We start from the raw sequence: 25,649 nt of genomic DNA on the forward strand, positions 1-25,649 counted from the left end.
TTGGCATTCTCTTGGCAATGCGCGCGTAAGTGGGACAGCCGATTTTGCAGCGGCTAGCCATTAGAAGCATCAATTGTCCGTTTGCGCTCAGCTCGGCGACGGAACAATTCGTCAAAAGCCCTGTCCGCGCCCCATGCTTGAGCTGAGGTGTACGCGAGCATACGCTCGTCATCCGGCTCTAACGGCACTTCCCCAGGCTTGTAGCCCAAGTCATGACTACCTTCCGACCATGCGTGCTGGAAAAGTGTCTTCACTTGAAGCTCAAAAAACGCTGGAACTGCCCGCCTATCTTCGGCGGCATCCATTACGTCTTCCGGCATGAGTAATATCAAATGCTTTCCGAAGTACCCAAAGCGCCATTGGCTATCGGGAACCCGATCCTTGCTCTCAATTGGCCGGAAATAGCGGGTCACCGTTGCCGATATCGTATCGACGTCTTGCTTGTAGAAAACGATGATACGCGCGCCGATCTGGTCCTGTATCTGGGCAATCGGATCGGAATATTTTGGTTCACCGCTTTCCGTTAACGCGCCTGCCTTCCCAAGGAAACTGTCGATCCCTTTTGGTCGTGCCGAAATGCGATCGATGTGCGGGGTGCCTTGCATGAGGTCGCTCAGATGGACCTCGAGTGCTCGTGCAACGGGTTGAAGTGCGGTCTTGAATAGTTGAGCGTAGTCAGCTGCGAGGGTCATTTGGTCCTCTCAAGTTTCTGATCTACCACTCGTCCGACTGCCGAAAATCGAACCGCTCGCGTACCCCCCTTGATGACGGTTTCTTGGGTGAAGACCTCGTTGAATTCGGTCGCTTGTGCGGTAAGGATGGCACCAGAGTCCAATTCGACAGTTCGATAGGGCACCTGGCGAGCGAATTCCTCGGCATCAAACCGGAACATTTCTTCGGCCAAACGTGGTGCCGATATTTCCCGTGCAATTGCCTCGCGAGCAGCTGCGGAGAGGCCAAACCGATCCTCAAATCCTAGAACCGTCATGTTCTGCCCGTCGAGTCCGGCTCCCAAGGTGACGGCTGCTACGATTTCATTTTTTACGCCCAAGTCGGTGGTCTTGCGAGCCGCATCTCTTAGTGCAGTGGCGATTCGACGTGTGCCCAAAGCTGCCGTTGTGACAAACTCAGAGTCCAGAAATTTGCGGATCCAGTAGTCCGAAACGTCGAGCTCTCGGCTCTCAACCTGCTTATCAACCGCTCGTCCGACCCAGAAACCCGTATCTAGCGAAACGTCCTGATAGGCCGCGGCTTTGAAGGCCTTCGCATTCCTCATAAAAACCCGCTCGAGGAATTGCACGTTGAGATTGTTCTGGTCTTCGTCGGCCAGAATAGCGTTGTGTGCCGGAAATCGAGACAGAACGACTTTTCGAGCTCTACCCTCCGTTCCAAGAAGCAAGAATACGAGCCCCAAACCCGACCGTTTAGTCGTATAGGACGCCAGCCGGCGAGCGATAGCCCGCCCGGTAGCCAGCGAAGGAGTCCTCACGTAGTCCAGCACTAAGGAGCGGCACGGATTATTCTGCGCGCCATCCGCACCCTGATTGAAGGAAATGCCAATGTTACATTCGGCATCCGTGTTCGCGTAGAGCGTATGCAGCATCTCGAACAATTTGCCCGTGTGCTGAACCGTAGTCCCACCTATCCGGTGGGGCCTCTCCACATTGTGGCTCGGATGAACGAGATAGGTGTGAATGTGCTCTATCGGCACTCGCTACTCCCCCCAGAGCTTTTTCTTCGTCAAACATAATATTCGACTTGGCTTATCACGACCAGTGCTGTTGCTCAAATCTCAGAATTTGCTTGTAAGCTGAAATATTGTCGCCGTGCAGGATGCGTTTGGGCGGGGACGGTACTTTGATCTTTTCGAGCCGGGCCATCTGCTAGATAGCGAAATTGACGGCCTAAACCGACGTCTCGAGTGGCTGCTTTCCTCGCCATTGCGCTTCGAAGCCGACCGTCACCTCTCGGCCCCAGACTGGCCGAGAAAGTCATTTCTCGACGAGACGAGTTTAAAGCGCGCCGACGGCCACATTGGGGTGGGTTTCTGCCTGTCCGCTTCTAGCCATCAGTATTGGGAAAGCGGCCATTCAGACCGCGTACGTCGACGGCAACCGCCCTATCGGCTGTACAAGCAATCCTAATCGACGCCAAAAACAAATAATCTGCGGCGCCAGGCCAATGCGCACGTACTGCGCCACGTTCTGCATAACCGACGGTGGTCGCTTGCGGTCAATGGTAATCTACGGAAGTACATTATGAAAAGAGTTCGTGAATCTGCCGCATGTTATGCTACAAGACGCCCCCCTGACTGGAGAAAAGGAATGTGGGCGTACGTAGATGAGACGGGCAACACGCTGAATAAGCTCTTCGACGAAGAGCAGCCGTTGTTTATCACCGCAGCCTTCATGACGAAGACAAACTTCGATCTCGTTGCGAAGGCGAGCATCGCTGCCATTTCCAAGAAGGTTGGTACGGACGCCTTACATGCGAACGTCCTCGGTGTAGCCAAGATAGAACAGATAGCGCCCGACCTCCTGAAGCTCTTGAAAAAGACGGACTGTCGCTTCTTCGTCTCCCGCGTCGAGAAGAAGTACCTCGCCGTCTGCAAGGTGATCGACGTCTATTTCGATCAGGGTGAGAACAAGGCGGTGCCGTGGTCGGCGTACTGGCTCCGCCATCTGCGCCTTCTGCTTACGTTCAAGATGGCGAGCTTCGTCATTACGCCGGAAATCGCATCGATCGTTTGGGACTGCGTGACGGCCAAAAGTGAGTTTACATCGAAGAAGCACTTCGTTCAGGGCGCAGAAGCGATGCTGGACAATGTTCAGTTCGTACCTGATGCCCGCAGCCGCGAGATCATCACTGACGCGCTTGAGTGGGCCATCGCCAATCCGGAGGAGTTCTCCACCCATATGTCAGAGAAGGCTCGGCGGTATCAGCATTCGCCGAATTTCGTAGCGTTCACGAGCCTGCTGGAGGGTCTGCAGAATGCGTCGGAGCGTTGGAAGCGGGCTGTTCGCGAGATCGTCCACGACAAGCAGGCTGAGGTCGAAGAGGTGTTTGCGACCTGGCATGCGACCGTTTCCAAGCCCGAGCTTGCGAATACAGAGGGACTTTTATGGCCAGGCGAAAGCAAGCCGTTGATGGTCCAGAAGGTGACCGGGAGCACGTTCCGGACGGCCACTGAGGAGGAGAGTGCAGGTCTGCAGGTGGTCGATGTCGTCCTGTGGTGTTTCAAGCGCATCTTCAGCGGAAAGGAAATCGGACAGGACACTGCAAAACTCCTGAACTGGGTTATGCAGCGGGCTTACCAGAACGATTTCTCGTTCGAAGGCGTCGGTAGGCAGGTTGAAGCCGAGCTTGGCAAAATTATGGATGCCGACATGCCTGAGAAGCAACTCGCTGAAGGACGCAAGCTGTCGGCGGACATGGAAGCACAGCGTCAGGCTCTCGTCGCCGCACACGGCATCGAGAAGGCCCGGAGGCTAACCGAGGGTGTGGTCAGTTGACGGCAAATAGTAGCGACCCGTCACGCGATTAAGCCGACAGTAGGGCGTATCGGAAACCGCGGTTTACGCGAAACCGTCGGTGACCTTGGAACGACCGCAATGGGGTCGTTGGCGCCTGCTTGTGAGCGGGGCGCTTCGCTGGTCGGCGGTTGCTTTGGCCCTGATCGACATCGCCACGGATCCGGGTCCAATCCTACGGGCGTTCGAGCGTAGGTTTTTCACCGGCGCCGGATGGGGACCATTCTCGCTCCGATTTGTGCGCCGTCGGCCGCTGGTCGCTGCCATGCTACAAAGCAACCATCCACGCGCGCAGGCCTGGGCGCGCGAGGCCGGGCCTCGACTCGAGGAAAGTATCAGACAATGGGATGAAATGGATCGCGATGGCGACAGTCGGTTCGAATGACCATACGGCACGTCATACATGCCTACTTGCCGACCGAAATCGCCCGTATCACCTCCAAAGCAGCCAGACGGCTTCCGGCCTCATTTGAGCCTCAGTGCGGTCGGACTGGAACGCACCTCATCTCGGTTGTTCAGGGTGACTTGGCGGTGAGATCAGAGCGAACTTTCCAGCGGGCCAAGTGCGGCTTCACTGAAGGTGAGAGGACAAACCGACACCGGAGGAACGGAACCCTGTCATTTATATTAAATATTGCTAATATAAAGCAGTGGTATTTGTCGTTTACATCGAGTTCAAAATATTTCTTTATCCCCTGCTTGCGCGACAAATGAATGCGGCGCATGAATTAGCAAGCGCGATCCCGCGCTTCTTCCGGGGGGAAGGTGAATTCCGGCACGCCCGTAGTGACTGCACTGGACAGTGGCGTCATTTGCTTGACGCTACTCACTCAGTATTTGCGCCATCCTGCAGAACCTGATGCCATCCGCCATGATCTCGGTCTGGGCGAGCGGGTGGCCGATCGAGTCGATATCGTCAGGGCGGCGAAGCGGCTGAAGCTCAAGGCCCGGATCGTCCAGCCTTCCCCGAAGCGGCTAGACCGGTTGCCGCTGCCCGTCATAGTCGAGAAGGGGGACGGGAGCTTTGCCGTCCTGGCGGCCACTTCCGTCGGCAAGGTGCTGTTACAGGACCCGCAGGTCGGTGCGCCCCGTGAGGTGACCCGGGAGGAGTTCGCGGCACTCTGGAGTGGACACGTCATATTGGTGACCAGCCGCGCGTTCGCGCAAGGGTTTGCCAGGCGCTTCGATTTCTCCTGGTTCATTCCGGAAATCATCCGCTATCGCTGGATTTTCGCCGAAGTGCTGCTCGCCTCGTTTTTCGTGCAACTGCTCGGGTTGATCTCGCCGATCTTCTTCCAACTGGTCATCGACAAGGTGTTGGTCCACAACGGCCTGACCACGCTGGAGGTGCTGGTCATTGGCCTGTCGGCGGTGTCGATGTTCGAGGTGCTGCTGACCGGCTTGCGCACCTATACCACCATCCACACCACCAGCCGCATCGATGTCGCGCTGGGCGCCAAGCTGTTCCACCATCTGCTTGGACTGCCGATTGCCTATTTCGAAGCGCGCCAGACCGGCCAGACCGTGGCGCGCGTGCATGAGCTCGAAAACATCCGCGCCTTTCTCACCGGCTCGGCGCTCACCGTGCTGCTCGACGTTCTCTTCCTCTTTGTCTTCCTTGCGGTCATGTATCTCTACAGTCCGTGGCTGACGCTGATCGTGGTCTTGTCCATCCCAGCCTATGTTGCGCTGTCGATGGCGGTAACGCCGGAGTTCCGACGTCGCATCGAGGAAAAGTTCAACCGCGGCGCCGAGAACCAGACCTTCCTGGTCGAATCCATTGTCGGCGTCGAGACGCTGAAGGCGATGGCGGTGGAGCCGCAGATGCAGCGTCGCTGGGAAGACCAGCTTGCGGGCTATGTCGCCGCCGGTTTCCGCACCGCCAGGCTCTCCAATTTCGCCAGCAATACCGCGCAATTCATCTCTAAGGCTGTCATCGTGCTCACCATGTGGTTTGGCGCCAAGGCTGTGCTTGCCGGCGACATGACGGTCGGCCAACTGGTCGCCTTCAACATCATGGCCGGCCGCGTCGCCGGTCCGGTGCTGCGGCTCGCTCAGCTGTGGCAGGACCTGCAGCAGGTGCGCATCTCGGTCGACCGGTTGGGCGACATCCTCAACGCTCCGGTCGAACTCTCCGGCGGCGCCGGGCAGGGATCGCTGCGCAAGGTCGTAGGCCACGCCGCTTTCGACCATGTCACTTTTCGCTACCGACCCGGTGAGCGCGAGATCCTGTCGGATGTCTCCTTCCAGGTCCAGCCCGGCGAGATCATCGGCATTGTCGGTCCGTCCGGTTCGGGCAAGAGCACGATTGCAAAGCTGTTGCAGCGCCTGCATGTGCCGGAGCGCGGCCGCGTGCTGATCGACGGCGTCGACCTGGCGCTTATCGATCCCCGCAGCCTGCGCCGCCAGATCGGCGTCGTGCTGCAGGAAAACATGCTGTTTCGCCGCACGGTTCGCGAAAACATCGCGCTCGCTGATCCGGCGCTGCCGCTGGAGCGCGTCATCGAAGCGGCGAAGCTTTCTGGCGCGCACGACTTCATCGTCCAGCTCAAGTCGGGCTACGACACGGTGCTTGAAGAGCGCGGGGCAAACCTTTCCGGCGGCCAGCGCCAGCGCATCGCCATCGCCCGCGCGCTGGTCAGCAATCCGCGCATCCTGATCTTCGACGAGGCGACCAGCGCACTCGACTACGAGTCCGAATATGTCATCCAGCAGAACATGCGGCAGATGGCCAAGGGGCGCACCGTCTTCATCATCGCGCACCGGCTGGCGGCGCTGCGCGATGCCACCCGCATCATGACCATCGAGGCCGGCCGCATTACCGAACAGGGCACGCATGAGGAACTGCTCGACAAAGGCGGCCGCTACGCCCAGCTCTACCGGCTGCAGGCGCAGCAGCGACCAATCCTGGAAGATGGGGCGGCGGAGGCAGCGGAATAGACCATGGGGCGTTACTGGAACGCGATAAGGGAAGGCGTGGCGCGGGAGGCGGGGACCAAACGCCCGGCGCTGAACAGGCACGAGCGCGAATTCCAGGCCGCCGCGATCGAGATTCTGGAAACGCCGGCGTCACCCGCCGCCCGCATCTTCGCGGCCCTCATCATGGTGTTTGCGTCGGGTGCGCTCGCCTGGTCTTGGTTCGGCCGCATCGACACCTATGCCACCGTGCAGGGCAAGCTGATCCCGCTCGGCAAGGTCCAGGTCATCGAGCCGCTGATCACCGGCACGGTCAAGGCGCTGCATGCCAGGCTTGGCGCCCATGTAGAGGCGGGCGATGTACTGGTCGAGCTCGACCCGTCCGAATATGCGGCCGAGCGGCAGAAACTGTCAGGCAATCTGGAGGCGGCGGAGGTTTCCGAAGCCCGGCTCGAGGCGCTGGTCGATGCGGTGGCGCAGGAGACGCCGTCGGCGCAAGCCAGTTTCACCGCCCCTGAAGGCGCCGCACCCGATGTCGTCGCCCTGCAGCTCCAGCAGATGCGCCAGTCGCTCGCCGCCTATCAAGCCGAGCAGGCCAGCCTTGAGGCGGCAATCGCGCAAAAACAGGTCGAGATCGAGCGTGGCAATCGCACGCTGGCCGAGCGCCGCAGGCTGGTGAGCCTCGCCGGCGACAGGCTCGAAGTCTACGAGCAACTGGAAAGGCGCCAGGTCGGCATCAGGACCAGCACCATCGAGGCCCGCCAGGGCCAGCAGGATCAATTGATGGCGGCGGTCGATGGCGAAGGCCAGGTCGCCGAACTCGAAGCCACGATGCGCACGCTCGCCGCGCAGAAGCGCGAGCGCCGGGAAGCCTATCTCGACAAGGTCAACACCGAACTGATCGAGGTCGACCGCACGATCGGCGGCTTGCAGCAGGACCTCGCCAAGGCCGAACTGTTCGAACGCTCCAGCGTGCTTAAGTCGCCCGTCGCCGGCCGCGTCCAGCAACTGGAGGTCAACACGCTGGGCGAAGTGGTGCAGACCGGGCAACGGCTGATGGTGATCGTGCCTGACGGCACGAAACTCGAGATCGAGGCCATGCTGCTCAACCGCGACAAGGGCTTTGTCCATGAGGGCCAGGAAGCGCGGGTCAAGATCGAGGCCTTCCCCTTCACCCGCTACGGCACGCTCGATGGCAAGGTGCTGACGGTGTCCAACGACGCCATCCCCGCCGGCGCGTCGCAGCAGGCGCCGGGCGCGAAACAGGAAGCGGCGCACGACGCCGCCGGCCCGCTGGTGTTTCCCGTGCGCATTGCGCTGAATGAAACGTCGATACGGGTCGAGGGCCAGGATGTGCTGCTGACGCCCGGTATGTCGGTGACGGCCGAGGCGAAGACGGGCGACCGGCGGGTGCTGGAGTTTTTGCTCGACCCGCTGATCGAGATGACGGACGAGGCGTTCCATGAACGGTAAGTGGGACGCGAATGAAGAAATTGGAATTGCGGAAACGGAAAGGTACGCGAATGTTGGTCGGAATTATACTAATTGTTACGCAGGTCGCGACAGGACATGTCGCGAAGTACAGCCCAGTTGATTACGGAAACACCGCTGCATACGACAAGTGTGTTAAAGATAATTCAAAGTCATATTGTTCGTGTGTGGTGGATGCCTCGAAAGCCCTTGAAGACAACGAAGAGATATTAAATATCTTTTTGAGCGCAAAGGAGGTGGATACCTCAGTCAAGATGGTTCAGGAATTAATAGATAGCGACAAATATAACTCCCACGTATTTTCCTCCAGAAAAGATAAGTCGGAATTTATTAGAGGAAAACTCGCCCTATTCTTAAGCGAAGTGAAACGAAAGTGTGATTAAGTAGTTGAATTTTAATCAAATCTGAACGCAATACCTGGCGCTGAGGGATCGAAATGGTTGGGACTGACAAAACCGGTCGAGTTACGCATACACAGACCCCGGGGGCCGTCACCGCATTTGACAATGGTGTCAGGGCGATAGGTGGCTTGTTCGGTAGTTTTGGCCGGTGGGTCGGTAACCTAACCACTGAGAATCTCAGGGACATTTTTGCGGGACCGTCTTACTACGATATTGCTCGTGACGCTCTGGATGAAGCGAACCGGCAGGAGGACGCCGCCGCGGCTCGAGAGCACAGGCCCTCTCAGGCTCTCAACAAAACTGCCATCGGTCTAGATTTCTTGGATGGGCTGACCAACCGAACTCCTGCGGATGAGCAGGCGGTGCAAAACATGTTGGATGCTCTAGGTGCCATTGAAGACGGCATCAATGCGAAGAATGCTCTGCAAATAGCGAATATTCCAAATAATCCCAACGCGCCCGGCTATTTCGGCGGCGGCTATGTCAGCCCGAACACACCCAACAATCCCAACGCGCCCGGCTATTTCGGCGGCGGCTATGTCAGCCCGAACACACCCAATAATCCCAACGCGCCCGGCTATTTCGGCGGCGGCTATGTCAGCCCGAACACACCCAACAATCCCAACGCGCCCGGCTATTTCGGCGGCGGCTATGTCAGCCCGAACACACCCAACAATCCCAACGCGCCCGGCTATTTCGGCGGCGGCTATGTCAGCCCGAACACACCCAACAATCCCAACGCGCCCGGCTATTTCGGCGGCGGCTATGTCAGCCCGAACACACCCAACAATCCCAACGCGCCCGGCTATTTCGGCGGCGGCTATGTCAGCCCGAACACACCCAACAATCCCAACGCTCCCGGCTATTTCGGCGGCGGATATAATGCGTCGACGGATCGTGATTCTCGTGCCCCAGACAGATCTGGAAGCCCGGCCATGGGTGGCGATCGTACAAACGCAAATACACCCAACAACGTCAACGCCTCTGGTTACTTCGGCAGTAGCGCGACTTCGAGCCCTGCGCCCAGCGCCTTGAGAGACAATCAAGATACGGCACGATACGATTCATGGAGCGCCCCTGCTGCCTCACCACAATACGCTCCTGACCAAAACTTTCTGGGGGGACTGCCGATTTCTGATATTTCTCCGGCGCCCCCTGCCTTTAACGCCGTGCCATCCTGGGATCCCTACAACCCACAAATATACAGCCCAATCGGATACAATCCGGCTCCTAAACCAACTGCTAGGCCGCGCCCTCGTCCTGCTCAAGCTCCCCGTGTTCGCGCGGTGGCCACACTCATAATGGCCCCTGAATTTGTTTACGTCCCGGGTCTGGGTTACACAGATCGCTCTGCACCGATCGATAGAGTTGGCGCGGTTGCACAACAGGCGTTGGCCGAAGGATTGTCGCCTGCGGCAGCTCGGGCGAAGGCTCTAACGTATGCAGCACAGCAAAATTTGAATGTAAAAGACCCGAACTTGAACATGCGGGTTGCTAATGTAACGGCAACGACCGGGGGCAAATCGGATCACACCAACAATGCCGGCTCTAACGGTTCGGGCGACAGCCACAACGGGATTACACCAGTCGGCGACCACTTCGGCCATCCCAGCGGGGTCACCGGAGATAGAGGCAATGGCTGGAACGGCCATCCCGTTCTCCTCGACCTGGACGGCAATGGCCTATCCGTCAATACGTTGGACTCGTCGTCGCAGTTCCTCGACTTGGAAGGCGACGGCTATCAGCATCGCACAGCCTGGGCCGGCGCCGGCAATGGCGTGCTGGTGCTCGATGCCGATGGCGACGGCAAGATCAGCCGCTCCAGCGAATTCGTCTTCACCGAATGGGACCAGACGGCGACCAGCGATCTCGATGCGCTGAAAAGCGTCTTCGACACCAACCACAATGGCCTGCTTGACGCCGGCGACGACCGCTGGTCCGAATTCAGGATCATGGTCAATGGCCAGTTGGTGTCGCTGGCCTCGCTGGGCATTGCCTCAATCGGCCTGACGGCGACGGGCAGCGGACAGAATTTTGCCGATGGTTCGGCCATCACCGGTACGGCGACCTATACAAAAACCGACGGGTCGACCGGCGCTGTCGGCGATGCCTTGCTGGCCTCGGACGCCAATGGCTACATCGTCAAGAGTTCGACGGTCACCAATGGTGACGGCTCGAAGACCACCACGCTAGGTGGCTACGACAAGGACGGCACGCTGGCCTTCCAGAACCGCATCACGGTGAGCGCCGACGGCCTGTCGACGACGACACAGTTCGACGATGACGGCAACGGCACCTATGAGCGCTCGCAGACCGACGTGACGACAATTACGGCGGGCGTGCGTCAGCGTTTCGTCAGTGATTTCAACACCGACGGTTCGCTGGCTCAGCGCACCACCACGACGACCAGCGCCGACAAGATGACAGTGACGACGGCGCTCGACCAGGATGGCGATGGCGTCCCCGACCAGACGCAGGTCTTTGTCAAGAATGCCGACGGCTCGACCACCACCACGGTGTCCGAAAGCAGCATCAACGGCACCTTGCTGCGCAAGGTCATCACCACTTCTTCCGCCGACGGCCTGACGAAGACCGTGCAGAGCGATTCAACTGGAACCGGTACTTATGATCTGACCAGCACCGAGACGACGGTCGTGGCCGGCGACGGCGCCAGGACCGAGACGGTTGCCGATACATCAAGCGGCGGCACGCTGATCGATCGCGAACAGACCGTCACCAGTGGCGATGGCCGCACACGCACCGTCTCGCGCGATCTCGACGGCGACGGCATCTATGAAACCCGCGACGTGACCGCTATCACCAATGGTACCGGCGGCTCAACGGTAACCACGGTCTCAACCTACAGCTCGACCAATGTGCTGATGGGCAAGACTGTCGCCACCACCAGCAGCGACGGGCTGTCCAAGACGGTCTCGACAGATTCGAATGGCGACGGACAAGGTGATCTCGTCTCGACTGATGTGACGGTGGTCGGCGCCGGCGGCAGCCTGACGGAGACCCAGCAGGTCAAGAGCCGCGACGGCACCTTGCTATCCAGCACCGTAACCAACACCAGCGGCGACCTCAAGACGATCTCGATCTCTGGCGACGCCGATGGCGACGGGCATGTCGATTTGACGAAGACGATCGTCATCGACGGCGCGGGCGTGACGACCTCGACCGTCAGCCAATACAATGCGGACGGCTCGCTCGTTGGCAGGACTTACGGCCAGACTTCCTCCGACGGCCTGTCTTTAACCAGCAAGGCCGACATCGATGGCGACGGCACCTATGACACCGTCGTCACCGATGTGACGACCACGGATGCCTCCAGCAATCGCACGCGTACGGTTGCCACAAGGAGTTCCAACGGCACTCTCATCGGCAGTTCCGCTGTCACCACCAGTGCCGATAGCCTGACGCAGACCGAAAAGATCGACATCGACGGCAACGGCACAGTCGACCGTACGACTGTCGCCGCGACAGTTCTCGCCGGCGATGGCAGTCGTACGGTGACGTCCTCGACCACCAGCGCCAGCGGCGCCTTGCTTTCCAAAATCGAGGTCAAGACCAGCGCCGACCGAAAGACAACAACCACGAAGATCGACGCCAATGGCGACACCAAGGTCGACCGCACGGTGGTTGATATCGTCAATGTAAACGGCAGCCAGGTCACGACCGTGTCCGACACCGACAGCAACGGTGTACTGCACGGCAAGACGGAAACCAGTATGTCCAGTGACGGGTTGACCAGGACCGTCAAGCAGGATGTGACTGGCGACGGTGTCTATGACACAATTATCCAAGGCGTGACTGCGATCGCTGCCTCGGGCACCCGCACCACCACCTCCTCGACGACCGCCAGCAACGGCACGTTGCTGGCGAGGAACATCGCCGCTGTGTCGGCGAATGGGCTGCGTGTCGATCTTCAGACCGATGCTGACGGCAACGGCGTCGTCGAAAGCAAATCCAGCGATGTCACCGTTCTCAATGCGGATGGTTCGAAAACCCGCACGGTCTCGGACCTGACCGGCACCGGTGCGCTGATCGACAAGATCGTGACGTTCACCAGTGCAGATGGGCACACGGTGACGACATCAAGCGATCTCGATGGCGACGGGCTTTTCGATATCGTCTCGTCCGACGTGAAACTTCTCGGATCCAATGGCAGCAAGAGCGAGACGCTGCAGGTGAAAAGCCGCGACGGCTCGCTGCTTTCAAGCTTCACCACCAGCACCAGCGCCGACCAAAAGACCGCTTCAATCGCGACCGACGCCGATGGCGACGGTCATCTCGATACCGTCAAGACGATCGTCGTCGATGGCGCCGGCGTCACCGCATCGACAAACAATATCTACAACCCTGATGGCTCATTGGCCGGCAGGACCTTCGACCAGGCGTCAGCCAACGGTCTTTCGTTGACCAGCAAGATCGACATCGATGGCGACGGCACCTATGACACCGTCGTCACCGATGTCACGGCTATCGACGCCTCCGGCAATCGCACACGTACCGTCACGACCAGGAGCGCCAACGGCACGCTGATCGGCAGTTCCGCTGACACCGCCAGCGCAAACGGCCTTACCCAGACCGAAAAGGACGATATCAACGCTGACGGCTCCGTGGATCGCACGACAGTGACCGTGACCGTCCTTGGCAGCGACGGCAGCAAGACTGTGACCTCGACAACTACCAGCGCCAGTGGTGCGGTGCTGGCCAAGACCACGGTGACCACCAGCGCCGATCAAAAGACGGTCACGACAACGATCGATGCCAACGGAGACGGGCATGCCGACCAGACCCAGGTCAGCGTGCGCAACGCCGACGGCTCGACCAAGATTGCTGCGATGGATGTCGCAATGAATGGGGATTATACGAGCAAGCGCACAACGACTGTCAACGCTGATGGACTTACCAAAACGACAGTCTTTGAAGAGAATTCCTTTGACTACGTCAATCAGGGAACGATTTACAGGATCTATCACGCGATCCTTGGTCACGATCCGGATCAAAGTGGCTTCCAGACTCAGCTTTCCGCTTTGGAGAGCGGAACGTCGGAAGCGACTTTGATCAACAGCTTTCTAAATTCCGCTGAATTCCAACAAAGGTATGGGTCGCTCGATAACACACAATTTGTCACGCTGCTTTACCAGAATGCCCTCGGTCGAACTCCTGATTCCGGCGGCCTGACCAATTGGGTCAACGCGCTCAATGGCGGCACATCGCGCGCGGCTGTCGCCCAAGGCATTATTGAATCCGCGGAAGGCCATTCGCACAATGCGAATGCGGAACTTGACTGGGCGTCGGCCAACTCGAGTGTGTCCGGATGCGCACCTGAAACCGTGAACGACTCCACGGTCTTGAACTCCGACGGCTCGAAGACTGAGACGCTACAAGACTTTGCCAGCGATGGCACCTTGCTCACTAAACGCGTCGTCACCACCAGCGGCAACGGCTTGTCGGTGACCAGCCAGAGCGACGCCGATGGTAATGGCATTGTCGAAAGCAAGTCCAGCGACATCACCGTTCTGAACGCCGATGGCTCGACGACCAGGACCGTTTCCGCGCTTGCCGGAACAGGCGCTTTGATTGGCAAGACCATCACTACGACCAGCGCCAATGGCTTGACCTCGACAGTCCAGGCCGACCTCGACGGCAACGGCACGATCGACCGGACCAGCACCGCGACCACAACGCTCGGCGCTGATGGTTCGAAAACCGACACGGTGACCGTCAAGAATGCCAGCAACGCCCAGATCGCCCTCTATCAGACCGTCACCAGCGGCGACGGCAACACGGTGACGATGAGCAGAGACGTCAATGGGGATGGTGTGGTCGATGAAACCAATTCGACTGTTCTCAATGCCAACGGTTCCACCACAACGGTCAATCGCACCTACGCGGCCGGTGTGTTGACGTCGTCCACGACCAAGACCTTGAGCGCCAATGGCCTTTCGACCACGGTTGCCGCCGATCTGGACGGCAATGGCACGATTGACCAATCGACGACCGATGTCATCGTGCTCAACGCCGATGGCAGCAAGACCGAGACCATAACCGATCTCGACGGTGCCGGCGCCGTGAAGGACAAGACCACGGTTGTCACCAGCGCCAACGGGCTGACTAAGACGACAAGCTGGGCGGCAGTCGGCACGACCACCAGCCGCTCGAAAGTCGACACGAGCTTGCTTAACGCTGATGGCAGCACGACGGAGACGATCGACTGCAAAAAGGCAAATGGGACTTTAGAGAGCCGCACAGTTACAACGGTCAGCGCCAACAAGCTAACCACCACAATCACCAAAGACGTCAACGGAGATGGTACGATCGACATCACTACCACCTCAACAGAGGCCCCCGATGGAAGTGTGACGACCACCACGACAGGGCCGAATAGCAATTCAGGAACGTCCTCGACTACCAGCAAGGCCACGACCGTCAGCGTGAACGGGCTGGTTACTTCAACAGTATATGGCGCAACGCTAAACCAATATGTAGCCGGGATCACCGGAAAAATCACTAGCGCGACCACACTTGGGACAGATGGGTCAACAACAAATCTGATCAAGAAGTATGCGTCGGATGGTCTTACCCTAATGGACGAGGCGAGAGTCACCGTTACCGGTAATGGTCTTTCCATCACAACGGAATCTGGTATTCCGACCAACGACGGCAATTTCCCCCAGAGGCAGACGGACCTTACCGCGCTCAACGCCGATGGTTCGAATGTGCGTACCGTTAGCCGTTTCGATGGCTCGGTGTTAACCAGTGCGCTCGCTACGACCACAAGCGCAAACGGCCTTTCGATCACCACCAATTGGGATTTATTTGGCGCCAATCCCCTCAGTGAGGATTCAACCAACGTTACCACGATCAATGCTGACGGAACGAAGACAAGAACCGTCACCAACTTCAAAGCCGATGGTTCGCAGCTGTCGAAATTCATCACCGCCACCAGTGTCGACGGTAGAACTGCAACGACACAGGAGGACATAGACGGCACGGTGGGTATCGACAGAATTACGATCTCTGACCGACGGATACTCTCTGACGCCACAATCATCGAAACGGTCAAGAGGCAAACCACCTCCGGCGTTTTGCTCGATAGCCAGGTTACGACTACCAGCGGTGACGGACGCAAGACATCGATCACACGCGACAGCGATGGTGACGGCACTGTCGACCAGACGGAAGTGACGACCAGGGCGGTCGATGGGTCCGTCACGCTTGTTATCGATGATTTCAGCTCGGCTAATCATAAAACAAGTGAAACCAAGGTTACCACAAGCGCCGATGGCCTTACGACCGTTTCCGACTGGGATTTCAATGGCGACGGAACGGTTGATCAACGGCGAACAAACACCGCGAAAGTGCTGGGTGACGGGGGGTATCAAACTTCGTCAATCGATGTGAACGGAACCGCAGGAAGCGTAATCGCCATCGGCAGGACAATGGATACCGACGATGGTCAGTACTCATTCAATGGCGTCGATTATGACCAGGATAACTACTGGGATATCTCAGATAACAGGTTCACCAATCTCGATGGCTCGGTGGTTGACACTATTCACAATAAGGCTATCGCACGGGATGTTTCAAAGCTTATTCCAGGATTGGTTTATTGGAAGCAGGCGATAGCCAACAATATCGTCATGAAGACAAGCTCGGACGGACTTACAACGACGAGCTATTTTGACTATGACGGCAATGCTACGGACCCGTCGACAGCTCCTAGTAACGCCCCGAATCTGACGGGTTATGAGGTCATAGCTGTTTCCCAACAGCAGATCGACGGCTCAGTATCGACAGCTTTTACCGAGAAAAACTACGGCGGGACCGTCATCGCCAAAGGCACGTTGACCACCAGCGCTGATGGTTTGACGACCACGCTGCTCAAGGATGCCGACAACAACGGCACCTACGAACACCGCGAAACGGCTGTAACCCGCATCGATGGATCGATCCGTAAGGTTGTGACAGATTACAACGCCAGCGGGATTATCACGCAAACGGTGACCACAGATGTGAGCGCCGATCGTAAGTCCACTTCGGTCGTCGTCGCAAATGCAACCACCGGAACTGGGACCACAACCGGCACGGGCGTCGAATTCATCGCCACCGGGACAACCAACGACACCATCACGGGCAGCGCCGGCGACGATCACATCCAGGGTGGAGCCGGCGTCGACACCCTTAACGGCGGAGCGGGAGACGATCTTCTCGACGGCGGCGCCGGTGCCGACATCATGAAGGGCAATGCCGGCAATGACACTTATGTGGTCGACGATGCCGGCGACCAGGTTATCGAGAACGCCAGCGAGGGCACCGACACGGTGCTGAGCTCGGTGACGTACACGATTTCCGATGCCGATGTCGAGAACTTGACGCTCATGGGTACGGCGGCAATCAATGGCTTCGGAAACGGCTCTGCCAACGTTCTGACCGGAAATTCGGCGGCAAACTCACTAAGCGGCGGAAGTGGAAACGATACGCTCAACGGCGGGGCCGGTGATGACTCGCTGGCTGGTGGATCAGGCAATGACACCCTTGTTGGCGGCATTGGCAACGATTACGAAAATGGTCAGGACGGGGACGATACATATGTCTTCGGCCGCGGCGATGGTGCTGACATCATCGAAGACTTCGTAATGACGACCACCACTGCGTCAGCAGATATCAGTGCGGCCCAAGCACTTGGTGTTTCGGCTAGCGGGATCGTCAACACGTGGGTCGGTGGCTACTATTGGCAAACGAGTAGCAACAGCCTGTTGAAGCTGGTGACAGCCGGATCGGATACGCTGGTTCTGCAGGGAGGTATCAAGGCCGAGGATCTTTCCTTCTCCTGGAGCGGCGTTGCCAGCGACAACCTGCGGATAGATATCGCCGGTGGACCAGCTGGCGATAGCATCACGATCAACCAATGGAAGGTGGACGCGGCGCGCGTCGGATTGGTTCAGCTTGACGGGATGGCCGCTATGGATTTCTACGTGGCGCCAGCGTCAGGGGCAATTGTCTACGGTGGTACTGGCAATGACATCATGTTCGGCCTCTCAGGCAATGATTGGCTTAGCACCGGCAGTGGCGATGACATCCTTTATGGCGGTGCCGGGAACGATATCATGCAGGCCTTCGACGGAAACGACCGGCTGGTCGGTGGGAAAGGCAATGACAACATCCAGGGAATGGACGGGAGCAATGAGTATGTCTTCCGTCCCGGTGATGGGGCCGATCTTCTGACCGACTTCACATGGCCCGTCACCACGTCAGCGGCCGATATCGCCGCCGCGAATGCATTGGGGGTGAATGCTAGCGGGACCGTCAACGCATGGATCGGCGGCTACTACTGGCAGACCGCAGCCAACAGCCTTCTGAAAGCCACAGGCAGCGGTACGTCGACCCTTACCCTTCAGGGGGGTATCACACTTGACAATCTATCGTTTGCCTGGACCAGAAACAGCGAGGATCTGACGATCTACACCGGCGGCGCTGGCGATTCCATAACGATCAGCGAATACAAAACCGCGCCTGGTCGTATCGAGAAGCTGGCTCTTGATGGCTTGGCCGCGACCAGTTTCGCGGTTGCCACTGGTGCCGGCGCGACTGTAACTGGCACCGCGAACGCCGACATTTTGTTTGGCTTGGCAGGCAATGAAAGACTCGAGGGCGGTGCCGGCAATGACATCCTTTATGGCGGTGACGGTAGCGATATCCTCTATGCAGGAGATGGCAATGACCGTCTGGTTGGCGGCAAGGGCAATGACTATCTGTGGGGCTGGGGCGGCGACGACCAGTATGTTTTCAGCCGCGGCGATGGCGCTGACAGCATACAAAACTACCAGTGGCCGGTTACAACCGCTGCATCCGATATTGCCGCTGCCAGTGCGATAGGTGTACAGGCGGGCGGGACCGTCAATACCTGGCTCGGGGGCTACTATTGGCAGACTGCCAGCAACAGCCTGCTGAAGGCTACTGGCACTGGAACCTCAACCCTCGTCCTCCAAGGAGGCATCAAAGCCGACGACCTTTCGTTTACGTGGGCTGGTGGACTGAGCGAAGATCTGGCGATCACGATCGGCGGCGGCCCTGTTGGCGACAAAGTTGTCCTGTCACAGCAGGCGCTAGAGCCTGGCCGCGTCGAAAACCTTAAGCTGGATGGATTGGGAGTAATGAACTTCCTTGTCGCGCGGACTGCGGGCGGAACAATCGCCGGCGGCTCGCAGGCGGACATCATGTTTGGACTTACGGGTAATGAGACGCTTAACGGCGGCGCAGGCGACGATGTCCTTTATGGTGGTCTTGGCAGTGACACGCTGGCCGGCGGCGTTGGAAACGATCAGTATCATTTCAGGGCAGGGGACGGCTCAGACACCATCGTTGAATCGGGGTCCTTCACAGACGACGATGAACTGGACTTCGGCTCGGGCATCGACTGGAACGAGCTTTGGTTTGCCCAACAGGGCAGCAACCTTGTTGTCTCGGTACTTGGCACGACTGATCAGGTGACGGTCAGCAACTGGTTCGCGGGACCCGGCAATGTCGTCGAGACCATTAAATCTGGTGACGGCAAGGTGCTGCATTCGTCCGACGTGGCAACTCTGGTCGCCGCCATGGCGGGATTCGATCCCGCGACGTCGCCGACCGGTTCTGGCATGCGTCCCAACGATCCTAGGCTTGGCGATCCGAACCAGGTCGGTACGATCGCTGCGGCCATGCAGCAGACCTGGATGGCGGCTTGAAATGAATGATGCCATTGGCTGAATACCCACGGCATTACGTCCACTGTCCGCCTAAGCACCGCTAGCTGGCGCAAAGGCGCGATGTCGACTTCTCGGTGAATCACTCCGAAAGCGGACGGTCTGGAATCCGCCCCAAAGCTGACTTCAGCGACTTGGAAATACGATTGTTTGAAATGGCCTTCACACCGAGACTGGAGCCACCGAAGATCGATCCAATTTGGAAGAACGGATGTAGCGCCCGTGGCGGGAAAAATGACCATCATAAGTGGAAGATTCTCTGGAATTCGAATTTGTCTCCGCCTCTGTTCTTGAACGGCGCAAAGACCCCAAGAGCCCTGTCACCGTTTTTGCCGCAATGGGGTTGGAGGCCCACCGGGCGTCGGCTGGCCACCCAGTGCCGCTTTAGGATCGGCACGGTTATGCGCCCGCACTCAGGGGGAGGAAGCTTTCATTCATACTGAAACTCTACCGATCGAAGATTTGAACTTCGTACGGTGGCCTTGGATGCAAGCCGCGGTGTGGCGGCACCGCCAAGTACCTAACAAGGAGTTGGTCCCGCGCGCCGATCTGAGCGACTATGATGCGGCCTTAGGTGTAGCTAGCCGCAATCAGCTCTTCTCGGGCTCTGCCGGCGCCAGCCGCGACAAGAACCAGACCAGCGCGCTTTGGCTCCAGCACCTCAAGGTTTCGCCGCCAACCTACTGAAAGATCGAACAGCGGACTACAAACCACCGCACATGGCTTTGCCAGCTATATTAGAGATATGGCGGACAAGCCGGCGACAGCTTAAATCGGCGACGTGTTCGAGAAACCGCATTGGCGCACGGTATTGACCACAAAGGCAAGAAAGAAACGTCTGCACATGCATGAAATTCCCCGCCAAACGCGCAACTTGAAAACACGCGTCATTTCAATCCCCGATGTTGCAGGGGCGCGCCTTTATCCCAACTCGCTTTTGGGCCAGGGCAAGAAATCATCGTCATAGGCATCCTGCGAAAAGTAATCGAGCGCGCGGGTGCCTTCGGCCGTTTCATGCAGGCCGCACTGCCAAAGCAGCGCGCCGATCACTTGGTAGGCTTGGCCGCTCTTATTTTCCAAATCCTCGATACGTTGGAGCATTTCGGCTTCGGTCATTCGCCGAATTCCTCCTTCAATCGCTGCCTCGCCCATGGCCTTTTGGACCGTTCGAGTAACAGCTTGCGCAGCTTTGGCGACGCCGACTGGACTTTGCCTACACGGCCATCCGCGTGGCCGCGTACTGGTGTTGGCATCGGCACTATCGGTGCAGGCCGCATCGCCTGCTTGATGCCTTCGACATCGTCCGCTGTGAACGTCAAAATCCGACCATTGACCATGCACAGTCCGCGACGCTTCGCTACTTTCGCGACGCCGCGGCGGGTCATGAGAAGTGAAGCTGCGACTTCATCCAGAGTGAAGATTTTGTCCATACCGACATGGATTCCATAGCCCGCACGCTAAGTCAACGCACTGATTTTTCTCGCTAAATTGGTAAATTGGTAGCGACAAAAGCTTGCCGGCGCTGGCAAGGCCATCTATCGCGTAGGCGGCCTGCTGGATCGGGGTGGCTGGTTTCGGAAAGCCGACGCCTCGACGGTCAAAGCGTGCTGTGGCGTGGTAACTGCGGCGCGCCTTTTCTTACGGCCGAACCATCACGCCATTTCCGTCGATGAATTCAATCCCGGCCGCCTCGAGCGCGGCGCGCATAGAGCCTGTTGCATCTCCGGATATGGTCTTCCGGCGCTGCCTTTCAAAATCAACAATTGTCGACAGACCGAGCTTTGCCTCTTCAGCTAGCCGGGGTTGTGTCCAATCAAGCAAAGCCCTGGCGGCGCGGCATTGTGCAGGAGTCATTCTATCAACATTTTCTGTTGACGCACGTCGGCGTCGGGGGTATCAACATATTCGGTTGATGGCGAACACGCAACGAGGAGCGAAACTTGAATACGATGTCGGTTAATGTGGAAGCGATGAAGGTAGGGCGCTCGGCATTTGCTTTAAGATCATGCGTCAGCGACGGTACCTGGAAGGCACACGTTATCGCTGGACCGTGCGGTCGCGGGTACTATGTGGTTGAGCGGATTTTTGACGATGAGGCGACGTTCGCAGTGGTGCATGGCAGCAGGCTGGCGCCAGCGCGTCTAACAGCCGAGGAAGCTTACCTCATTGGCGAAATAGACGACTTGCCGACTGCCTAGTCGGCCTTACACCACGGTTAGGGCAGGGGTTATGATAATTCAGAAACAAGCACCTAACTACTTGATTTTGTTATTGTTATGGCGGAGGGAGTGGGATTCGAACCCACGGTGAACTTGCGCCCACGCCGGTTTTCAAGACCGGTGCCTTAAACCGCTCGGCCATCCCTCCAAGCAGCTGCAATCATTGCCCTTTGACAATTTGCGTGGGGTCATGGATTGCCCGTTGATACGCAGTTTGCAGCTGTTTTGCCTTTTCGCTCGCTGCTTATAGCGGCCTGAAGCGCAACGTCAACTTGCTCCGCTCCATCAGCCTGCATGCCTGGCATATCGTGGGAGCAAAGGTCTGGAGTCATCCCGATGTTCGGATGGCCCGCTCGTTCGCCTAGGGGACCGTAGGCTGAAAACATCTGTGTGCGTGGGGGCGTCGAAGGGCGTGGAAGCGTGGCAGCGGCGGGCTGAGGATTAAATATTCTCTTGCGCTAATATAAAAGTGACGTAACGTCACTCCCCAGCATCTTGGGGATGCGCAACCGTGGGGAAGTACGATGAGAGTGGTCATATTTTGCGCGGCACTCGTGATCGCTGCGACCGGTGTCGCCGTTGCCAAGGAGAAGAAGGTCGCGGTCAGCGATGCCGCGGCCCTGTGCTCCACGAAACATTCGAGCAAGAAGCCGAAGCCGGAGCTGGACTGCAACTTGACCGGAACAACTAAATTGCCTGATGGAACGACACCGGGAAGGCCGCGTCTGGGATACGACGCCAATCCGTGGGTCATGACTGGCTTTTAAAGCCGGGTTCAGGCGAACAGCAGAGTAGCGGCCCTTACCTTTGAGGGCCGTCCAGGATATCGCCGGGAGGGAAGTCGCGCTCATCCAGTGGAGCACTCCAGGACCGGGGCGGGCGGCTGGACGAAACGGTTCAAGCCGTACGTCCCTCACGCGCACCCTTACGAATCCGTAAGTCGCGCATATGGGCATTGTCTCGTAGGCTGCATGGTCGGAGCGGCGATGCCCATCGATGCTCCACGGGGTGTGCACAGACCACCCTACAGCCCGTTGCCTTTGCCTGCCCCCCAAGCTTGGCAACGGGCTGATCCCATCACCATCAGAGGCTCCCGATTCTTATCGTCGGCCATCATGCTGCGCCGGGCGATTGTGTAGGCGAACACTCGCCCGCCGTCCGCGTCGATCACGCGGATCCATTCCTTGCCCCATTTCTGGGAGGCGGATCCCCGGCCAGTCATTGCCTCGGCAGCCGCGGCTCGATTGCTTGCTTCGACGGCCTTGGATCTCATTACCCGGTCGTAGCGCATTTCCGCGACATCGTAGACTGGCATCGTACGCCCCCCAACAAACCCACACAAAGGCTAGAATAGGCGCATTAATCTGCACAGTCGTCATTTGACGACTGTGCAGAACTGCCGATGGCGGCGGTTTTGTCTGGTGCCACCCTACAATCCGGGCCGTAGTTGCTCCCCGATGCGACGGCTAAGAAGTCCACACACGCAAGCCCGCTCATCACTGCCCCGTTCGCGCAGTTGGATTGGGGACGTTTTGAGCCCGGAAAGAAGCGGTTGCTCACGCAGCAAGTACTGCCACAATCTTGCCCGGTTCCGGCCACAATCGGTTAATACCGTAATAAGCAATTCCTGCGCACAAAGGATCGGGGTTCAGGGCGTCGTTGATATCGTCGAGTGAGTGCTTTGGCTCCTCTGTTGTTCGAACAACGGCGTCTTGATTGAGACTGTAGGGGATTTCAGGAAAATGCAGGCTACGACGCGCCCGCGTCTTCGTCGCGCTTCAACGCTTACGCTGCTTGCTGCGTCGGCTGCCTTGCTGGCAGCCTGCGCGTCGCAGCCCGAGCCGAAAGCGATGGTGAATCCCAAGCCTCGTTCCAAGGAATATTTCGCCGAGACCGAATATGGCGTGAAGGCGAGCCCGCGCGCCAATTTCATGCGGCGCGGAGGCGGTCGCGACCAGCTCGGCAAGCCCTACCAGGTTCGTGGCAAGTGGTACTATCCCAAGGAAGATCGGCATTACGCCAAGGTCGGCCTGGCTTCGTGGTACGGCGACGCCTTCCATGGCCGGCTGACCGCCAATGGCGAAGTCTACGACATGACGCATCTGACGGCCGCGCATCCGACCATGCCGCTGCCAAGCTATGCCCGCGTCACCAATCTCAAGACCGGCAGCTCCGTCATCGTGCGCGTCAACGACCGTGGGCCGTATCACGAGGGCCGCATCATCGATGTCTCGGAGCGCGCGGCGCAAATGCTCGATTACGCCAATGTCGGCACCGCCGAGGTGAAGGTGGAGTATGTCGGCCGCGCGCCGCTTGATGGCAACGACGACCAGTATCTGATGGCATCCTACCATCCAGGCAACCGGATTCCGGATCCGTCGGATGGCCTGCCAACCGGCGTCATGGTGGCCATGAACGGACCGTCGCCAAGCCTGCCCGTGGGTGCGGCAGCCGTACCGTTTCCGGGTCAGTTGACGACTTCCGGCGGGGCGTTCGCCACGCAGCAGGCTCTGTCTGCGCAGGCGCCGGCCCTGGGCGACCTGGCGCTGCCCGATTTCGGACCGATCGTTCCCGAGCGCCCGGAGATCGGCCTGCCGCCGCAGTCGCCATTCGCGATTGCCTCGCTGTCCTACGCGGATGAACGCGTGCGGCGCGCGGATGTCTTTGCCGCACTCGACGACAACGGCATGTCGCCCGCAGACATTCTGCGGTCGTGGAACAAGTCCAATCCGCAAGTAACGCCGTCCAGCGCCGACTATGTCGCCGCCGGCACGTTTGACGATGCCGCCGAAGCCAAGCGCGTGGCAGCGGCACTTCAACCCTTCGGCAGAACGGAGATCCAGCGTTCCGATCTCGACGGCAATGATTGGTATGCGGTCAATCTCTATCCGAACGGCCATGGCGGCCTGGACGAGTTGCTGGAGGCGGCATGGTCGCATGGCGCGCCCGATGCACTGGCCGTGCGCAACTGATTCACGAGCCGGTTTTCCGCTGAACAGTTGATCCGTCCCGGAAAAAGCCCGATAGTTTCGCGGGCTTGCCGGAGGGACCGGCCAACGGGTCGAATTTCATGCAGTTTCGCTTGCTTCAGCCTTTTGCCGGGTTTTTTCTTCTCGGTCTCCTGATTTCCCTTGCCCCGGCCCACGCGCAGCTGTTCGAGACCAAGGCCACACAGGCCTTCATGATCGATGCCGATACCGGCACGGTGCTGTTCTCCAAAAACGCCGACACGCCCATCCCACCGGCCTCGATGGCCAAGCTGATGACCATGGAAGTGGTTTTCAACGCCATCAAATCCGGGCGGCTCAAGCTCGACGACACGTTCGTGGTGAGCGAAAACGCCTGGCGCAAGGGCGGCGCGCCGTCGGGAACATCGACGATGTTTGCCAAGCTCAAATCGGCGATCCGGCTCGAGGACCTGATCCAGGGCGTGACCGTGCAGGCCGCCAATGACGGCTGCATCGTCATCGCCGAAGGCATGGCCGGGTCAGAGGATAATTTTGCCGCGCAGATGACCGAGCGCGCCCGCCAGATCGGCCTCAAGACATCGACCTTCGTCAATTCGACCGGCCTGCCGGCCGACGGCCAGCAGACGACCGTGCGCGAACTGGCGCAGCTGGCCCTGCATTTGTGGCGCGATTACCCGGATTTCTATCGCTACTATGGCCTGAAGGATTTCACCTGGAACAAGATCTCGCAGAGGAACCGCAATCCGCTGCTGGCCATGGATATCGGTGCCGATGGCCTGGCGGTCGGTGCGAGCGAGGCGTCCGGCTTCGGCATCGTCGCTTCGGCCAGCCACAATGGCGCCCGGGTGGTCGCGGCGATGAGCGGGTTCGCCAATGACAAGGAACGCGCCGAGGAGGCGCGAAAGCTGCTCGACTGGGGCGCGCGCTCCTTCGAGAAGACCGAGATCTTCGCCAAGGACGAGGTGGTTGGCGAGGCCCAGGTTTTTGGCGGCGCGAAATCCGGCGTGACGTTGAAGGCAAAAGGGCCGATCGCCATCTTCCTGCCGATCACCAACCGCGACAAGCTGACGGCCAGGATCGTCTATAATGGCCCGGTCGCCGCACCGGTGGAGGAGGGCCAGCCGGTGGGTGCGCTGCGCGTCTGGATCGGCGACACGCTGAGCCAGGAGACACCGCTTTTCGCCGCCGAATCGATCGGCGTCGGCACGCTGCCGCAGCGCGCGCTCGATGCCGTCAAGGAACTGGCGATCGGCTGGCTGCGCTGATGCATTTCGCTCAAAAGTGGCCACGGTTTTGAGACAAAGACATGCATGAAAGCAAAAATCTGACGGCATGGACGTTTCGCCGAACGCGGACTATCTAGAGCGCA

The 25,649-nt window shown here is 58.8% G+C and carries 12 protein-coding genes and 1 tRNA gene; 7 read left to right on the plus strand and 6 right to left on the minus strand.

Translation table 11 applies throughout. From position 1 onward, the window contains the following. Window positions 1-53 precede the first annotated feature (53 nt). Window positions 54-692 (minus strand): hypothetical protein, encoded by a 639-nt coding sequence (locus tag EB230_RS20830; RefSeq protein WP_172373857.1) that lies wholly within the window; start codon window positions 690-692, stop codon window positions 54-56. Further along, a complete protein-coding gene (locus EB230_RS20835; protein WP_172373859.1) occupies window positions 689-1,612 on the minus strand; it encodes a hypothetical protein in 924 nt (307 codons plus the stop codon). The genes EB230_RS20830 and EB230_RS20835 overlap by 4 nt, the downstream gene beginning before the upstream one ends. Window positions 1,613-2,324: 712 nt before the next feature. Here EB230_RS20835 and EB230_RS20840 point away from each other — a divergent pair. The 4 genes from EB230_RS20840 (at window position 2,325) to EB230_RS20855 (ending at window position 19,074) form a co-directional block, all read left to right on the plus strand. Next, entirely contained in the window at window positions 2,325-3,512 is a 1,188-nt protein-coding gene (locus EB230_RS20840) for a DUF3800 domain-containing protein (protein WP_172373861.1), read from the plus strand. Window positions 3,513-4,295: 783 nt separating this feature from the next. Then, window positions 4,296-6,470: a type I secretion system permease/ATPase gene (locus tag EB230_RS20845; protein ID WP_172373863.1), complete on the plus strand. Its 2,175-nt coding sequence runs from the start codon at window positions 4,296-4,298 to the stop codon at window positions 6,468-6,470. A 3-nt stretch (window positions 6,471-6,473) separates the two neighbouring features. Then, complete coding sequence (locus EB230_RS20850) at window positions 6,474-7,919, plus strand: HlyD family type I secretion periplasmic adaptor subunit (RefSeq protein ID WP_172373865.1); 1,446 nt, start codon at window positions 6,474-6,476, stop codon at window positions 7,917-7,919. 547 nt (window positions 7,920-8,466) lie between these two features. Then, on the plus strand, window positions 8,467-19,074 hold the full coding sequence (locus EB230_RS20855) for a DUF4214 domain-containing protein (RefSeq protein ID WP_172373867.1): 10,608 nt from the start codon (window positions 8,467-8,469) through the stop codon (window positions 19,072-19,074). 939 nt (window positions 19,075-20,013) lie between these two features. Here EB230_RS20855 and EB230_RS20860 read toward each other — a convergent pair. From EB230_RS20860 to EB230_RS20870, 3 genes are all read right to left on the minus strand, one after another. After that, complete coding sequence (locus EB230_RS20860; protein ID WP_172373869.1) at window positions 20,014-20,208, minus strand: hypothetical protein; 195 nt, start codon at window positions 20,206-20,208, stop codon at window positions 20,014-20,016. After that, window positions 20,205-20,522, minus strand: coding sequence for a hypothetical protein (locus EB230_RS20865; protein ID WP_172373871.1), 318 nt, complete (start codon window positions 20,520-20,522; stop codon window positions 20,205-20,207). The genes EB230_RS20860 and EB230_RS20865 overlap by 4 nt, the downstream gene beginning before the upstream one ends. Window positions 20,523-21,369: 847 nt before the next feature. Then, a tRNA-Ser gene (locus tag EB230_RS20870) sits at window positions 21,370-21,459 on the minus strand. A 376-nt stretch (window positions 21,460-21,835) separates the two neighbouring features. Here EB230_RS20870 and EB230_RS20875 point away from each other — a divergent pair. Next, window positions 21,836-22,078, plus strand: a complete 243-nt coding sequence (locus tag EB230_RS20875; protein ID WP_056577303.1) for a hypothetical protein — start codon at window positions 21,836-21,838, stop codon at window positions 22,076-22,078. Window positions 22,079-22,335: 257 nt separating this feature from the next. On the opposite strand, the gene EB230_RS20880 is transcribed toward EB230_RS20875, so the two are convergent. Next, complete coding sequence (locus EB230_RS20880; protein WP_172373873.1) at window positions 22,336-22,626, minus strand: hypothetical protein; 291 nt, start codon at window positions 22,624-22,626, stop codon at window positions 22,336-22,338. Between the two features lie 427 nt (window positions 22,627-23,053). On the opposite strand from EB230_RS20880, the gene EB230_RS20885 reads away from it, so the two are divergent. After that, complete coding sequence (locus EB230_RS20885) at window positions 23,054-24,283, plus strand: septal ring lytic transglycosylase RlpA family protein (protein WP_172373875.1); 1,230 nt, start codon at window positions 23,054-23,056, stop codon at window positions 24,281-24,283. Between the two features lie 98 nt (window positions 24,284-24,381). Next, entirely contained in the window at window positions 24,382-25,545 is a 1,164-nt protein-coding gene (locus EB230_RS20890; RefSeq protein ID WP_056577312.1) for a D-alanyl-D-alanine carboxypeptidase family protein, read from the plus strand. Window positions 25,546-25,649: the final 104 nt, after the last annotated feature.

It is taken from the genome of Mesorhizobium sp. NZP2234 (assembly GCF_013170765.1).
Classification (GTDB): Bacteria; Pseudomonadota; Alphaproteobacteria; order Rhizobiales; family Rhizobiaceae; genus Mesorhizobium; species Mesorhizobium loti_D.